This window comes from Bradyrhizobium sp. DN3 (assembly GCF_041357655.1).
Lineage (GTDB): Bacteria > Pseudomonadota > Alphaproteobacteria > Rhizobiales > Xanthobacteraceae > Bradyrhizobium.
Genome location: NZ_JAULLN010000004.1, coordinates 344,373 through 358,958, shown reverse-complemented (window position 1 = coordinate 358,958; position 14,586 = coordinate 344,373). Strand labels below are relative to the sequence as shown.

Annotated in this window: 14 protein-coding genes; 13 read left to right on the top strand and 1 reads right to left on the bottom strand. The window is 63.3% G+C overall.

Annotated features, from left to right (window positions below):
* Positions 1–30: 30 nt before the first annotated feature.
* Together AAE027_RS08990 and AAE027_RS08985 are read left to right on the top strand one after the other, a co-directional pair.
* Complete coding sequence (locus tag AAE027_RS08990) at positions 31–864, top strand: shikimate dehydrogenase (protein ID WP_128931465.1); 834 nt, start codon at positions 31–33, stop codon at positions 862–864.
* A gap of 56 nt (positions 865–920) precedes the next feature.
* The gene (locus AAE027_RS08985) at positions 921–1,547 is read left to right on the top strand and encodes a hypothetical protein (RefSeq protein ID WP_370986274.1); all 627 of its coding nucleotides are present in this window, start codon (positions 921–923) and stop codon (positions 1,545–1,547) included.
* 209 nt (positions 1,548–1,756) lie between these two features.
* Here the strand turns inward: AAE027_RS08985 and AAE027_RS08980 are convergent, their stop codons facing one another.
* Positions 1,757–2,893, bottom strand: a complete 1,137-nt coding sequence (locus AAE027_RS08980; RefSeq protein ID WP_091886621.1) for an alpha-hydroxy acid oxidase — start codon at positions 2,891–2,893, stop codon at positions 1,757–1,759.
* A gap of 91 nt (positions 2,894–2,984) precedes the next feature.
* Here AAE027_RS08980 and AAE027_RS08975 point away from each other — a divergent pair, with 91 nt between their 5' ends.
* From AAE027_RS08975 to AAE027_RS08925, 11 genes are all read left to right on the top strand, one after another.
* Positions 2,985–3,152, top strand: a complete 168-nt coding sequence (locus AAE027_RS08975) for a hypothetical protein (protein ID WP_164939789.1) — start codon at positions 2,985–2,987, stop codon at positions 3,150–3,152.
* A 221-nt stretch (positions 3,153–3,373) separates the two neighbouring features.
* Positions 3,374–4,717 carry a phosphoglucosamine mutase gene (gene glmM, locus AAE027_RS08970; protein WP_091886618.1) on the top strand — a complete coding sequence of 448 codons (1,344 nt, stop codon included), beginning with the start codon at positions 3,374–3,376 and terminating at the stop codon, positions 4,715–4,717.
* A gap of 527 nt (positions 4,718–5,244) precedes the next feature.
* Complete coding sequence (locus AAE027_RS08965) at positions 5,245–6,078, top strand: outer membrane protein (RefSeq protein ID WP_370986273.1); 834 nt, start codon at positions 5,245–5,247, stop codon at positions 6,076–6,078.
* 168 nt (positions 6,079–6,246) lie between these two features.
* Positions 6,247–7,056 carry an outer membrane protein gene (locus AAE027_RS08960; protein ID WP_370986272.1) on the top strand — a complete coding sequence of 270 codons (810 nt, stop codon included), beginning with the start codon at positions 6,247–6,249 and terminating at the stop codon, positions 7,054–7,056.
* A gap of 72 nt (positions 7,057–7,128) precedes the next feature.
* Positions 7,129–7,719, top strand: coding sequence for a glutathione S-transferase family protein (locus AAE027_RS08955; RefSeq protein ID WP_370986271.1), 591 nt, complete (start codon positions 7,129–7,131; stop codon positions 7,717–7,719).
* 16 nt (positions 7,720–7,735) lie between these two features.
* Complete coding sequence (locus AAE027_RS08950; protein ID WP_370986270.1) at positions 7,736–8,200, top strand: GNAT family N-acetyltransferase; 465 nt, start codon at positions 7,736–7,738, stop codon at positions 8,198–8,200.
* A gap of 275 nt (positions 8,201–8,475) precedes the next feature.
* Positions 8,476–8,667, top strand: coding sequence for a hypothetical protein (locus tag AAE027_RS08945; RefSeq protein WP_370986269.1), 192 nt, complete (start codon positions 8,476–8,478; stop codon positions 8,665–8,667).
* Positions 8,668–8,745: 78 nt separating this feature from the next.
* Positions 8,746–9,918: a phosphoserine transaminase gene (locus tag AAE027_RS08940; RefSeq protein WP_370986268.1), complete on the top strand. Its 1,173-nt coding sequence runs from the start codon at positions 8,746–8,748 to the stop codon at positions 9,916–9,918.
* Positions 9,919–10,133: 215 nt separating this feature from the next.
* On the top strand, positions 10,134–11,723 hold the full coding sequence (gene serA, locus AAE027_RS08935) for a phosphoglycerate dehydrogenase (protein WP_370986267.1): 1,590 nt from the start codon (positions 10,134–10,136) through the stop codon (positions 11,721–11,723).
* A gap of 141 nt (positions 11,724–11,864) precedes the next feature.
* Entirely contained in the window at positions 11,865–13,037 is a 1,173-nt protein-coding gene (locus tag AAE027_RS08930) for a thiolase family protein (RefSeq protein WP_370986266.1), read from the top strand.
* Between the two features lie 233 nt (positions 13,038–13,270).
* On the top strand, positions 13,271–14,437 hold the full coding sequence (locus tag AAE027_RS08925) for a serine hydrolase (RefSeq protein WP_370986265.1): 1,167 nt from the start codon (positions 13,271–13,273) through the stop codon (positions 14,435–14,437).
* The last annotated feature ends 149 nt before the right edge of the window (positions 14,438–14,586 follow it).

Here is a 14,586-nt window from a genome sequence, read left to right as displayed (position 1 = left end):
GCCTTCCACATCGCTTGAGGGAAGGATGACGTGACCAGGGCTCCCGCCGCTTGTCTGATCGGATGGCCGGCGGCGCATTCGCGCTCGCCGCTGATTCATCATTACTGGCTGCGCACGCTCGGGATCGAGGGGGGCTACGTCATCGAGGCGGTTCCGCCCGAGGACCTGCGCGACTTCGTGCTGCGGCTGTCGCTGCGCGGCTTCGTCGGTGCCAACGTCACCATCCCGCACAAGGAGGGCGTGCTGGCGCTGTCGAAACCCGATGCGCGCGCAACGGCCGTCGGCGCGGCCAATACGCTATGGTTCGAAGACGGCGAGCTGCACGCCACCAATACCGACGTCGAAGGCTTCATCGGCAATCTCGACGCCAGCGCGCCCGGCTGGGATACGGCTGAGGAGGCGCTGGTGCTCGGGGCCGGCGGCTCCTCGCGCGCCGTCGTGTTCGGGCTGCGCGAGCGGGGCATCAAGCGCATCCATCTCGCCAATCGCACCATCGCGCGGGCGGAGACGCTGGCAAGACAGTTCGGGCCGAACGTGCACCCCGTTGCATGGGATGCGATCAACGACGTTCTGCCGCGTGCAAAACTTCTCGTGAACACGACCTCGCTCGGCATGCATGGCCAGCCTTCACTCGATGTCGATGTTGCGCGCCTGCCGCAAGCGGCCGTGGTCGCCGATCTCGTTTATGTCCCGCTGGTGACGCCGCTGCTTGCAGCAGCAAAAGCGCGCGGTCTGAAGACCGCCGACGGGCTCGGCATGCTGCTGCATCAGGCGGTGCGCGGCTTCGAGCTGTGGTTCGGCCAGCGGCCGGAGGTCACCGCCGAGCTGCGCGCGCTGGTCGAGGCCGATCTCACAAAGACTTGAAAGAATAGCGCGGCTGTTCCGGAGTTCTCCCTCCGTGGGGATAACCGGAGACCGTCATGTCTGTTCAACGTGCAACTTTCACACGTCCACTTCTCGCCGTCGCAATGGTGGCCCTCTCGACCTACGGCGCCCTCGCCCAGAAAGCGCCGGTGCCGACGCGCGTGCGCGGAACGATCGAGAGCGTCAATGGCGATACCATGCAGGTCAAGTCGCGCAGCGGCGAAGACGTCAAGCTTCACATTGCCTCTGACGTGAACGTCGCAGGCATCACCAAGATTTCACTCGCCGACATCAAGCCGGGTTCCTTCATCGGCGCGACCACCGTGCCTGGGCCGAACGGCGGCCAGAATGCGGTCGAGGTCCACGTCTTTCCGGAGAGCATGCGCGGCACCGGGGAGGGCTCGCGGCCCTGGGATCTCAAGCCCAATTCCAGCATGACCAATGCGACGGTCGCCGAGAGCGTGGTCGGCAATGACGGCCATACGCTGCTGGTCAAGTACAAGGACGGCGAGAAGAAGGTGTTCGTCGCCGACAACACCCCGGTGGTCACTTATGTGCCGGGCGAGAAGTCCGAGCTCAAAGCCGGCGCCAAGATCATCGCCTTCACGAAGCAATTGCCGGACGGCTCTTTCGAGACCAACCGCGTCGGCGTCGGCCGCGACGGGGTCACGCCGCCGATGTGAGCAGAGCTGCAGCCACACCCCCAGTGTCGTCCCGGACAAGCGTCAGCGCAGATCCGGGACCCATAACCAACAGGGTCAAGTTGTTGCGCTAAGGAGGTAACTCCGAGTTCCCGTAGCCACGTCCGCCTGTGGCTATGGGTCCCGGATCGGCGCGCGCTTAGGGCGCGCTTGTCCGGGACGACAGCCGTGTTTGACGCGACGGTTTCGCCTCACACCGCAATGACGTGATCGTCGATCTCGTCGATCCTGTTGACGCCGCACAGGCCCATGGTGGTGAGCAGCTCTTTCTGGATGATGTCGATCGCCTTGGCGACGCCGGCCTGGCCGCCGGCTCCTAAGCCATAGGCGTAGGCGCGGCCGATCATGCAGGATTTTGCGCCGAGCGCGAGTGCGCGCATCACGTCCTGGCCGGAGCGGATACCGCCGTCGAACATGATCTCCATCTTGTCGCCGACCGCGTCCGCGATCTCGGGCAGCACCTCGATCGAGGACGGCGCGCCGTCGAGCTGCCGGCCGCCATGGTTGGAGACGACGAGGGCCTGCGCGCCGGTCTTGGCGGCTTCCTCGGCGTCCTCGACGTCGAGGATGCCCTTGATGATGAGCTTGCCCGGCCAGATGCTCCGGACCCACTCGACGTCCTTCCAGCTCAAGGAGGTGTCGAACTGCGATGCGGTCCATTCGGCGAGGCGGTTGAGATCCTCGGTGTTCTTCACGTGGCCGGCGATGTTGCCGAAGGTGCGGCGCTTGCCTTGCAGCACGCCTGAGACCCAGGCCGGCTTGCTGGCGAAATCCAGAAGCTTCGATAGCGACCATTCCGGCGGCACCGTCATGCCGTTCTTGATGTCGGCGTGGCGCTGGCCGATCACCTGCAGGTCGACGGTGAGCACCAGCGCGCTGCACTTGGCCGCGATGGCGCGCTGGATCAGATCCTTGATGAAGCCGCGGTCCTTCATGACGTAGAGCTGGAACCAGAACGGCTTCTCGACATTGGCGGCGATGTCCTCGATCGAGCAGATCGACATGGTCGATTGCGTGAACGGGATACCGGCGGCCTGCGCGGCGCGGCAGGCATGGATCTCGCCGTCGCCATGCTGCATGCCGAGCAAGCCGACGGGCGCCAGGATCAGCGGCATGGTCGAGGGCTCGCCGAGGATCGTGGTCGAGGTGTCGCGCTTGGAGACGTCGACCAGGATGCGCTGGCGGAACTTGATCGCCTGCATGTCCTCGCGGTTGGCGCGCAGCGTCTCCTCGGCATAGGAGCCGCGGTCGCAATAGTCGAAGAACGCCTTCGGCACGCGGCGCTTATGCAGCGCGCGAAGATCGTCGATACAGGTGATGTGCTTCATGATCGTTTCCCCGGCCCGTCTTGCATCGGATGATTTCGGGGTCATCTAGCATGGTTAGATGCACAGCCAAATCGTTTGAGAGGAGGGCGCCATGACGAGGCCGCACGCCGCACCTTCGCCGGAAGAGATCAAGGAGAAGCGCGACCTCGAGGAAGCGCTGGAAGAAGGCCTGGAAGAGACCTTTCCGGCCTCCGATCCCGTCAATGTCACCCAGCCACCGCCGAGCCGCGGCGACGGCCATGTGAAGCGCACCGGCTAGGGCCGGGTTCCGTCCCGTTCCGGCTTCCCTGCAGGGAAATATAGTGTTAACAATACGTTATCGGGCACGCGGCGGGCCCGGTTCCGTAACGATTCATCATATTTTTTGAAGCCAAGTTAGCCGCGATGGTTTTATAAGAGCTCAGCAAATCAGGGATGCGGGGCCTTTTCGGGCAGCCCGTGGTTGTCGAGGGGACCCCTGATTGTTGCCTGGGGGACGATATGAGCCGCAAATATTTCGGGACGGACGGGATTCGGGGCCGCGCCAACGGACTGATCACGCCGGAGCTCGCGCTCAAGGTCGGCCAGGCCGCGGGCCTTGCGTTTCAGCGCGGCGACCACCGCCACCGGGTTGTGATCGGCAAGGACACCCGCCTGTCCGGCTACATGATCGAATATGCGATGGTCGCTGGCTTCACCTCGGTTGGCATGGATGTGCTGCTGGTCGGCCCGATGCCGACGCCGGCGGTCGCGATGTTGACCAAGTCGATGCGCGCCGATCTCGGCGTGATGATCTCGGCTTCGCACAATCTGTTCGAGGACAACGGCATCAAGCTGTTCGGCCCGCAGGGCTTCAAGCTCTCCGACGACGTCGAGCGGCAGATCGAGCAGCTGCTCGACGAATCCCTCGACAAGAGGCTCGCGCAGAGCGCGAGCTTGGGCCGCGCCCGCCGCATCGACGGCGTGCATGACCGCTACATCGAATTCGCCAAGCGCACGCTGCCGCGCGATCTGTCGCTGGATGGCTTGCGTGTCGTGATCGATTGCGCCAACGGCGCCGCCTACAAGGTGGTGCCGGAAGCGCTGTGGGAATTGGGTGCCGACGTCGTTCCGATCGGCGTCGAGCCCGACGGCTTCAACATCAACAAGGAATGTGGCTCGACCTCGCCGGAAGCGCTGTCGAAGAAGGTCCGCGAGATGCGCGCCGACATCGGCATCGCGCTCGACGGTGACGCCGATCGTGTCATCCTGGTCGACGAGCGCGGTCATCTCGTCGACGGCGATCAGCTGCTCGCGGTGATCGCGCAGAGCTGGAAGGAAGACGGCCGGCTGTCGCGGCCGGGCATCGTCGCGACCGTGATGTCCAATCTCGGCCTCGAGCGTTTCCTGAACGGGCAGGGGCTCGATCTCGTCCGCACGCCCGTCGGCGACCGCTACGTGCTCGAGCAGATGCTGAACGGCGGCTACAATCTCGGCGGCGAGCAATCTGGCCACATCATCCTGTCCGACTACGCGACCACCGGCGACGGCTTCGTTGCGGCCTTGCAGGTGCTGGCGGTGGTGCAGAAGCTGCGCCGTCCCGTGTCCGAAGTCTGCCACCGCTTCGATCCGCTGCCGCAGATCCTGAAGAACGTCCGTCACAAGGGCGGCAAGCCGCTCGACGATTCCGACGTCAAGTCGGCGATCTCCGACGGCGAGAAACGCCTCAACGGCTGCGGCCGTCTCCTGATCCGCTCTTCCGGTACCGAACCGGTGATCCGCGTCATGGGCGAGGGCGAGGACCGCATCCTGGTCGAGGACGTCGTCGACACCATCGTCTCCGCGCTCGGCCAGGCGGCGGCGTAAGACTTCTTCCTTCTCCCGCAGTAACGTAGGGTGGGCAAAGCGACTTGTCCGCCGTAGCTCGAAGAGCGAAGGCGGAAGCGTGCCCACCGCTTCATTTGCAGTGTTGGATTGATGGTGGGCACGGCGCAAGTGCGCCTTTGCCCACCCTACGATTCCGAGCTAGCGGAGAGATGCCTTACCCGTCTCGCCGCTGCGCCGTAGCCGATGCAAGCATCGGCGTTCTTAAGAGACGGCGGTCGAAGGCCTTGCCGTGTTCCTGCCCAGGCTGCCGCGGCACGCGCGTTAACGCATCCTCTCTCGCCGCGTTGCGGTTTCACACATCGTTAGGAATTGCGGCGAGGTCGTCGCATTTGGCGCGGCATTCTTGCAACGCTGGCGCGGCGCGCGCGTGTATGGTGAGAAAAAATCAACCTTAAAAATTAGGGTTAAGTGGCGCTTAAACATTTGCTGCCATCGTCCGGGTCGTGAGTTTCCAGAACGTGGGGCGTCTGCATTTTTGCCTCACCGGCCATAAGGACGAAGCCAAAATGCGTAGCGTTAAGTCTCTCCTTGCCGCGGGTGCGGCAACCCTGATCTCGTCGATGGCGTTCGCCGCTGATATGCCGATCGCAGCGCCCCCTCCGATGTACGCGCCGCCCGCTCAGCCCGCCGACTTCGGTGGCTGGTATCTCCGCGGCGACATCGGCATGACCAACCAGAGCGCCAAGCGCATCGACGCCGCCGTAGCGCCGGGGTTTACGAGGACGACGGAGGGACTCGGCTTCGACTCGTCGCCGCTGTTCGATCTCGGTGTCGGCTATCGCTTCAACAACTGGTTTCGTGCGGACGTGATCGGCCAGTACCGGGGCAAGGCTAATCTGCATGGTGCCGACAACGTCATTGGGCCCGGCTTCGTCGGCTCCAACAATTACAGCGGCAGCAAGTCCGAGTGGGTCGTCATGGCCAACGCCTATGTCGATCTCGGCACCTGGTGGTGCATCACTCCGTTCGTCGGTGCCGGTGTCGGCGGCTCCTACAACAAGATCAGCGGCTTCCGTGATGACGGCGTGTCATTCAGCGGCGGCACCCTGTCCAACAGCGTCGCCTACTTCGCCGACAACGGAAAGTGGAACTTCGCCTGGGCCGCCCACGCCGGTCTCGCCTACAAGGTCAATCCCGGCTTCACCGTCGAACTGGCCTACAGCTACATGAACCTCGGCGACGCAGCGCCCGGCAACTTCCGCTTGTTCGACAACAGCGCCTCGGGTCCGACCTCGATCAAGATCAAGGAGCTCACCTCGCACGACGTCAAGCTCGGCGTGCGCTGGGATCTCAACAGCCCGCCGGTCTACGCGCCGCCGCCGCTGGTCACCAAGGGCTGATCGTCAGCCTCATCGCTTAAGACGTCTTAACGGCGCGGGTTCATCCCGCGCCGTTTTGCTTTGCGGATTTTTCATGGCGCGACAGCGACGAACGTGGCGAACGCAACCATTGGTTAAGGTTAACAGGCGATGATCATCGCAACAGTTCGAGTCCGATGGAGCGTTGCGATGCGTAGGCTGATGGTGGCGGCAGCGATGTTGGGGACGGTGTCTGCCGCGCACGCGGCCGACATGCCGGACCTGCCGATCCTGCGCGGCAGCTTCACGGAAGGCCTGACCAGATCCAACGTCAACTGGCAGGGCTTCTATGTCGGAGGCCAGGGCGGCTATGGCTCGTCCGACGAGAATTTCAACGGATCGACCAGCAATATGATGGCCGCGCTGCTCGCGGACACTCTGATCGAGCAGGAGATGCAGGTCTCGCAATGGAATCTCGGCCTCGGAAAGGCCTCTCAGCGTAGCAGTGGATATGGTGCTTTCGCGGGCTACAATGCTCAGTGGGACGATGTCGTGATCGGCCTGGAGGCGAGCTATCTGCACGGCAAGTTCGGAGGATCGACCACCGCCAGCGAAACGCGCAGCAACCAGCTGTCCGACGGCAACGTGCACAGCGTGACAGCGAGCTCGACGGCTTCGATCGCGATCAAGGATATGGCAACGTTTCGCGGCAGGGCCGGTTATGCATGGGGATGCTTTCTGCCCTACGTGTTCGGCGGGCTCGCGCTCGGCAATGCCGATATCGTTCGCACTGTGAGCGCCCAGGATTTCGTGACGCCTGCCGGCGTTCTGCAGGGGCCGGTCTCAGCGAGCGAGGCGCAGCACAATCATCTGATCTACGGCTACAGCGGCGGCCTCGGGGTGGATATCAACCTCGTGGGCGGTCTCTTCATGCGCGCCGAGTGGGAGTATATCCGCTTCACCTCCCAGGTCGACACCAGCATCAACACCGTTCGCGCCGGCCTCGGCTACAAGTTCTGATCTGGTGCGCCGGGGCAATTGACACGCCGGGTCCGTCCTGATGCTCTGTCGCTCAAAAGCAGGGCGGCAGCGATGCAGATCTACGGTGACAGCAATTCCGGCAATTGTCTGAAGGTGAAGTGGGTCTGCGACAAGCTCGCGCTGCCCTACCAGTGGATTGAAATCGACACACGCAAGGGCGAGACCCGCACGCCGCAATTCCTGAAGATGAACGGCGCCGGTCAGGTGCCGACCGTCGCGTTCGACGACGGCCGCACGCTGGCGCAATCCAACGCCATCATCCGCTATCTCGCCCGCGACAGCGCGCTCGTTCCGCGCGACGCCTTCATTGCCGCCAAGATGGACGAATGGCTGTTCTGGGAGCAGTACAGCCACGAGCCCTATATCGCGGTGTGCCGTTTCCTCCTGGTCTATCTCGGCAAGGAGGCATCCGAGCTCGACCCCGAGAAGGTCAAGCGCGGCTATGCGGCGCTCGACCGCATGGAGCAGCATCTTTCGGTCAGCCGCTTCTTCACTGGTGAGGCGGTTTCGCTCGCGGATGTCTCGCTGCTCGCCTATACCCGCGTTGCGCATGAGGGCGGCTTCGATCTCGCACGCCATGCGGCCGTCCGTCGCTGGATCGACGAGGCCGAGGCGTTTCTCAGCCTTGCGCCGGCGCGCTGAGCCTGGAGTAACGCGCATGAACACTGAGGCCGTTTCCATTCGCCGCGCGCGCCGCGACGATGTCGCCGCGATCGTGGCGATGCTCGCCGATGATCATCTCGGACGCGGGCGTGAGCGCGTCGAGGATCCGCTGCCCGCCGCCTATGACGAGGCATTCGCGCGGGTCGAGCGCGATCCGAATCTGATGCTCGTGGTCGCCGAGAGCGAGGGCAGGGTGGTCGGCTGCCTGCAACTCGCGATCCTGCCCGGCATCAGCTCGCAAGGCGGCGTGCGCGGCCTGCTCGAAGACGTCCGCGTTGCTTCCGATTGTCGCAGCCGTGGCATCGGCGAGCGATTGGTGCAATGGGCGATCGCGGAAGCGAAATCACGCGGCTGCAATCTGGTCGAGCTGCTGACGCATCAGACGCGCGTCGATGCGCAGCGCTTCTACACGCGGCTCGGATTCGCTGCGAGTCATGTGGGCATGACTGTCCGCTTTTGAGGCAGCAAGAGCGTTTTCAAGCGAAGTGGATACCGGTTCGCGTAAAGAAAACGCGTCAAGAAAAGATTCTGGATCTCCGTTTTGATTCTATCGGAACGAAAGTGGCTCTAGCCGCGGGCGTTGCGCAATCAGCACATTCGGATCGCGCATTCGTTCATTTTAAGAGCTGATAAACTACCCGCCCGTCGTTCATGTTTGTACAGGAACGAACGGTGCTACGGCAGTGTCAGACACCGAGCTCGGTCGGTTCGGGGATTTCGATGACAAGCTATTCGATGATCAAGGTCGGCAACAACTACGTCGTGCAGGCCAATGACAAATGCATTTTGAAGGTCGGCAGCCGCCGCAAAGCCGCGCAATTGATCAGCGAGGCCACGGACTTGCTGAATGCGCTCGCTGCCGTCGAATCCCCTGGTATCGCGCCAGAGGCGCCTTCACTCCCCCGTGAGACGCCGGAACTTCCTTGACTGCCCTTCCCGATTCCCGTATCAGCCGCGGCGGGACACCTCCCCCCAACGGGAGGCTTACTATCTGGAAGGGTAGACATGACTGTAGCGAAGCCCGCTTTGCGGCCGAACGTGCCGCATTTCTCCTCCGGCCCCTGCGCCAAGCGCCCCGGCTGGAACGCCCAAAATCTCAAAGACGCAGCCCTCGGCCGCTCGCATCGCGCGAAGATCGGCAAGGCCAAGCTCAAGCTCGCGATCGATCTGACACGCGAAGTGCTCGAGGTCCCCGCCGATTACCGCATCGGCATCGTGCCGGCCTCCGATACCGGCGCGGTCGAGATGGCGCTGTGGTCGCTGCTCGGTGCGCGGCCCGTCACCACGATCGCCTGGGAATCCTTCGGCGAAGGCTGGGTCAGCGACATCGTCAAGGAATTGAAGCTCAAGGACGTCACCAAGCTGAACGCAGCCTATGGTGAGATCCCCGACCTCTCCAAGGTCGATCCCAAGAGCGACGTCGTCTTCACCTGGAACGGCACCACCTCCGGCGTGCGCGTGCCGAACGCGGACTGGATCAGCGCTAACCGCGAAGGGCTCACGATCTGCGACGCCACCTCGGCCGCGTTCGCGCAGCCGCTCGATTTCGCAAAACTCGACGTCGTCACCTTCTCCTGGCAGAAGGCGCTCGGCGGCGAGGCCGCGCACGGCATGCTGATCCTCTCGCCCCGCGCGGTGGAACGGCTCGAGACCTACAAGCCGGCCTGGCCGCTGCCAAAAATCTTCCGCATGACCAAGGGCGGCAAGATCAACGAAGGCATCTTCGTCGGCGAGACCATCAACACGCCCTCGATGCTCTGCGTCGAGGACTATCTCGATGCGCTGAACTGGGCCAAGTCGATCGGCGGCCTCAAGGCGCTGATCGCGCGGGCCGACGCCAACACCAAGGTGCTCGCCGACTGGAAGGCGAAGACGCCGTGGATCGACTTCCTGGCGAAGGATCCGTCGATCCGCTCCAACACCTCGGTGTGCCTGAAGTTCACCGATCCCGCGATCACCTCGCTCTCCGAGGACGCGCAGGCCGACTTCTCCAAGAAGCTGGTCGCGCTGGTCGAGAAGGAAGGCGCCGGCTTCGACTTCGCCTATTACCGCGATGCCCCGGCCGGCCTGCGCATCTGGTGCGGCGCCACCGTCGAGGCCAAGGACGTCGAGCTGCTGACGCAGTGGATCGACTGGGCCTTTGCCGAGACCAAGGCGCAGCTGGCCAAGGCGGCGTGATTTTCTTTTCGCCTCTCCCCGTTCTTACGGGGAGAGGCCGGATTGCGCAGCAATCCGGGTGAGGGGCTCTCTCCGCTTGCACCTTCGCCTGTGGCTGCCCCTCACCCCAACCCTCTCCCCGTAAGAACGGGAAGAGGGGGAAGACAAAGCCTCCTCATTCAATTCCGGCCATCGCAGGCCGATCCTCCCGGTAGGGAAGGCGAAGGATCATCCCCATGACCAAACCCAAAGTTCTCATTTCCGACGCGCTCTCGCCCGCAGCCGTGCAGATCTTCAAAGACCGTGGCGTCGAGGTCGACTTCCAGCCCAATCTCGGCAAGGACAAGGACAAGCTCGCCGAGATCATCGGCAATTACGACGGCCTCGCGATCCGCTCCGCGACGAAAGCGACGGCCAAGATTATCGACAAGGCCACGAAGCTGAAGGTGATCGGCCGCGCCGGCATCGGCGTCGACAATGTCGAGATTCCCGCCGCCACGGCCAAGGGCATCATCGTGATGAACACGCCGTTCGGCAATTCGATCACGACCGCCGAGCACGCCATCACCCTGATGCTCGCGCTCGCCCGCGAGATCCCGCAGGCCGACGCCTCGACCCAGGCCGGCAAATGGGAGAAGAACCGTTTCATGGGCGTCGAGATCACCGGCAAGGTGCTGGGCGTCGTCGGCTGCGGCAATATCGGCTCGATCGTCGCCGACCGCGCGCTCGGCCTGCGCATGAAGGTGATCGCGTTCGACCCGTTCCTGTCGCCGGAGCGCGCCAAAGACATCGGCGTCGAGAAGGTCGATCTCGACGATCTCCTCAAGCGCGCCGACTTCATCACCCTGCATACGCCGCTGACCGAGAAGACCAGGAACATCATCGATGCGGCCGCGATCGCCAAGATGAAGAAGGGCGTGCGCCTGATCAACTCCGCCCGCGGCGGCCTCGTCGACGAGCAGGCCGTGGTCGATGCGCTCAATTCCAAGCACATCGCCGGCGCCGCCTTCGACGTCTTCATCGAAGAGCCTGCGACGTCCAACGTGCTGTTCGGCCATCCCAACGTGATCTGCACGCCGCATCTCGGCGCCTCCACCACGGAAGCGCAGGAGAACGTCGCGCTCCAGGTCGCCGAGCAGATGTCGGACTATCTGCTCACCGGTGCGATCTCGAACGCGGTCAACTTCCCCTCGATCACCGCGGAAGAAGCGCCGAAGCTGAAGCCGTTCATCGCGCTCGCCGAGAAGCTCGGCTCGTTCGCCGGCCAGCTCACCGAAAGCGGCATCCTCAAGGTCGAGATCACCTATGAAGGCCACGTCGCCGAGATGAAGATCAAGGCGATCACCTCCGCGGTGCTGTCGGGCCTGCTGCGGCCGATGCTGGGCGAGGTCAACGTGGTGTCCGCGCCCGTCGTCGCCAAGGAGCGCGGCATGGTGGTGGACGAGATCGTGCGCGCAGCCCAGAGTGACTACGAAAGCCTGATCACCGTCACGGTGGCGACGGAGCGCCAGGAGCGCTCGGTCTCCGGCACCGTGTACCATGACGGCAAGCCGCGATTGGTCGACGTCAAGGGCATCCGCGTCGACGCCGAGTTCGGCAAGTCGATGATCTACGTCACCAACGAGGACAAGCCGGGTTTCATCGGCAAGTTCGCCAGCCTGCTCGGCGATGCCAAGATCAACATCGCCACCTTCCATCTCGGCCGCGTCGCCCCCGGCAGCGATGCCATCGCGCTGATCGAGGTCGACGGCGCGGTGCCGGCGGATGTGCTCGCCAAGGTGCAGGCGCTGCCGCAGGTCAAGCAGGCCAAGGCGCTGACGTTCTAACATCGACATATTCCGACCCGCGGAACAACGCCGCCTCCATCACCTGGAGGCGGCGTTTTATTTTCCCCGCGCGCGTCAAACTTTGTGTACCAATGGCGATAGGGACGCTCCGTTCAAAATCGTTCGAAAAGGGAGAACACAATGCGTGAAGCCGTCATCGTTTCCTATGCGCGCACGGGTCTTGCCAAATCCGGCCGCGGCGGGTTCAACATCACGGCGCCGATGTCGCTCGCGGCCCACGCCATCCAGCACGCGGTGAAGCGCGCCGGCGTCGACAAGGACTATGTCGAGGACTGCTATCTCGGCAATTGCGCCCATGGCGCGCCGAACATCGGCCGCCAGGCGGCGCTGCTCGCGGGCCTGCCGAAGACCACCGCCGGCGTCTCGGTGAACCGCTTCTGCTCCTCGGGGCTGCAGACCATCGCGATGGCCGCCAACTCGATCCGCTCCGACGGTGCCGACTGCATCGTCGCCGGCGGCGTCGAGAGCATCTCGATTCCGGGCGGCGGCTCGCCGAAGGAGTCGATCGATCCGGAACTGCTCAAGGTCGCGCCTGACATCTTCATGGCGATGATCGACACCGCCGACATCGTCGCCGAGCGCTACAAGCTCAGCCGCGAATATCAGGACGAGTTCTCGCTGGAATCGCAGCGCCGCATGGCCGCGGCGCAGCAGGCCGGCAAGTACAAGGACGAGATCGTCCCGATGAAGACCAAGATGAAGGTGGTCGACAAGCAGACCAAGGCCGAGAGCATCGTCGACTACGTCGTCGATCGCGACGAGTGCAACCGGCCCGACACCACGATGGAGGGCCTTGCCAAACTCGAGCCGGTCAAGGGTCCCGGCAAGTTCGTCACCGCCGGCAATGCCAGCCAGCTCTCCGACGGCGCCGCCGCCGTGGTGCTGATGGAAGCCAAGGACGCCGAGAAGCGCGGCCTCAAGCCGCTCGGCCGCTTCGTTGCCTGGGCGACCGCGGGCTGCGAGCCCGACGAGATGGGCATCGGCCCGGTGTTCGCGATTCCGAAGCTGTTGAAGCGCACCGGCCTCAAGATCGACGACATCGATCTGTGGGAGCTCAACGAAGCCTTCGCCAGCCAGTGCCTGTATTGCCGCGACACGCTCGGCATCGATCCCGCCAAGTACAACGTCAACGGCGGCTCGATCGCGATCGGCCATCCCTTCGGCATGACCGGCGCGCGGCTCACCGGCCATCTCCTGCAGGAAGGCGCGCGCCGCAAGGCCAAGTGGGGCGTCGTCACCATGTGCATCGGCGGCGGCCAGGGCGGCGCCGGCCTGTTCGAGATCTACAGCTGATCCAGGCCACAGGAATGCGAAAGGGCACGGCGCCGCAAGCGCCGTGCCCTTTTATTTGAGCGCCTGAGCGCTAGGTAGGCCCAACCCAGACGTAGCGCCCACGCGGGGACTTGGACCGCTCTTCACCATCAAATCACGCTATCAACCTCTACGGTGTCATTCTCATAAAGACAACCGCAGCGAAAGGTGCTAAAGCTTGCTTGCGATGCAGCTTGCAATGGGGAGGGGCGCAAATGGCCTGTTCGGACCCGAGCTCGGCGATCCAAAACATCATAGACGCGGCCGTCAGCGATTACATGGGGATGGCAGTCTACGCGTTCACGGATTTTGACGGCTTCGGCACCCCCTCCGCAAAGTTCTTCTCTCCCTCTAAGACTGAAGTCTGGGACTCAAACCATGATGTCGTGAGCGCTGCGAAGCTGCCAAATACTCTGTTCGAAATCGGATCCATTTCAAAAGTTTTCACGTCCAGGATTTTTTACAGTCTTCAAGGCACATATGATGGAAATACGGTTGGGTCCTGCATGCCCTCGATTTCCCTGCCGGTAGCGATCAGCGGGATTCCGGTTGCCGATATCGTCACTTATGCTTCTGGATTTCCGCAGGACAATGACGAGCCCCCCGATCCGCGGGGACAGTTCTGCCCGCCAAGCAACTTGCAGAACCTCGCCGACCTCGTCGATTGGTTCAACAGCGGACAGCACTCGTCCTGGATCTGCCCCGCGGGCCACTGCTACACGTATTCAAACCTTGCCTGGTCGCTCCTGGCTATCGTCGGTCTCAACCCGCAGAACCCCTACGTCGACGTCTATGATGGGTACAACGCGCAACTCGCGGAGCTGTGCGCGGATCTGAGCATGAGCAACACCGCTTTGTTCAGTACGGGCCAAGTGCCCAGCATGGCGTGTGGGTATAACGGGACGCAGCCTTACGACGTGGGTCAGAGCTATAAGCCGGGCCCAACGATGGAGTTCGGCGCCGGAGCGATCGTCAGCTGCGCCTCGGACATGCTTCAATGGCTGCTCTACAACATGGGCCAACTGCAGCCTTCACCAACGGAATTCGCCATCCTGCAGATGCAGCAGCAGGCCAGCCCGGCCCGCGGCAAATGCGGTACGACGGGCACCTGCCAGGTGCAGACGCAGGGCCCCACGGTCGCAATTGGATGGTTCTTTCCGAAAATCGCCGGCGCTGCGGGACGTGTCCTGTCGAAAGATGGCAGCGTACCGGGCTTCAGCTCGTGGATGGGGTTTGAGAGCTGGGTTCAGAACGGCGCAAACGCTCCGTCGGGCAATGGCGTCGTCGTTCTGTCCGCCGGCAGCCTCGCCTCGTCCGTGGGACAGAAAATCATGTCCACTCTTCTGAGCGCCGACGTCGAGGGTGGTTTGTCGTCGAGTTGACCCAAGTCGAATTGACCGAAGTCGAGTTGACGCAAGTCGAGTAGACTCAAGTCCGGGCTCGTCCTTTCGACGATAGGATGACGGACAATCCTGCGAAGGGCCCGATCGCCTATGATGTCGACGATCCGGGGCGCCTAGTCAAACATGGC